This is a genomic window from Frankia sp. Hr75.2 (genome assembly GCF_949319125.1).
GTDB lineage: Bacteria > Actinomycetota > Actinomycetes > Frankiales > Frankiaceae > Parafrankia > Parafrankia soli.
The window spans coordinates 1-927 of sequence record NZ_CASGGV010000186.1 but is presented as its reverse complement, the minus strand read 5'-3'; the positions used below and the strand labels follow the sequence as shown (position 1 = coordinate 927).

The 927-nt window shown below is 67.5% G+C and carries 1 protein-coding gene; it reads left to right on the top strand.

Translation table 11 applies throughout. The annotated features are described in order from the left end of the window. Nucleotides 1–927, top strand: a 927-nt coding sequence (groEL, locus tag AC559T_RS14175) for a chaperonin GroEL (protein WP_498868994.1), incomplete at both ends; no start/stop codon positions are given.

Sequence of the window (927 nt, the reverse complement as noted above, 5' to 3'; positions counted from 1 at the left end):
GGAGCTCTCCAGCGTCGCCAAGGACGTGGAGACCAAGGAGCAGATCGCCTCGGCCGCCTCCATCTCCGCCGGTGACCCGGCCATCGGCAGCATGATCGCCGAGGCGATGGACAAGGTCGGCAAGGAAGGCGTCATCACCGTCGAGGAGAGCAACACCTTCGGGCTCGAGCTCGAGCTCACCGAGGGCATGCGCTTCGACAAGGGCTACATCTCGCCCTACTTCGTCACCGACACCGACCGCATGGAAGCTGTCCTCGACGACCCGTACATCCTGATCGCGAACAGCAAGATCTCCGCGGTCAAGGACCTCCTCCCGATCCTGGAGAAGGTCATGCAGGCCGGCAAGCCGCTGGCCATCATCTCCGAGGACGTCGAGGGCGAGGCCCTGGCGACCCTGGTCGTCAACAAGATCCGCGGCACGTTCAAGAGCACCGCGGTCAAGGCCCCGGGCTTCGGTGACCGCCGCAAGGCCATGCTGACCGACATCGCCGTCCTCACCGGCGGCCAGGTCATCTCCGAGGACGTCGGCCTCAAGCTCGAGGGCACCACCGTCGACCTGCTCGGCCGCGCCCGCAAGGTCGTCATCACCAAGGACGAGACCACCATCGTCGAGGGTGCCGGCGACGCGGACCAGATCGCGGGGCGGGTCAACCAGATCCGCAACGAGATCGAGAAGTCCGACTCCGACTACGACCGCGAGAAGCTCCAGGAGCGCCTGGCCAAGCTCGCCGGCGGCGTCGCGGTCATCAAGGTCGGCGCGGCCACCGAGGTCGAGCTCAAGGAGAAGAAGCACCGCATCGAGGACGCCGTCTCGAACGCGAAGGCCGCGGTCGAGGAGGGCATCGTCGCCGGCGGTGGCGTCGCGCTCCTGCAGGCCGCGACCAGCGCCTTCGAGAAGCTCGACCTCTCCGGCGACGAGGCCACCGG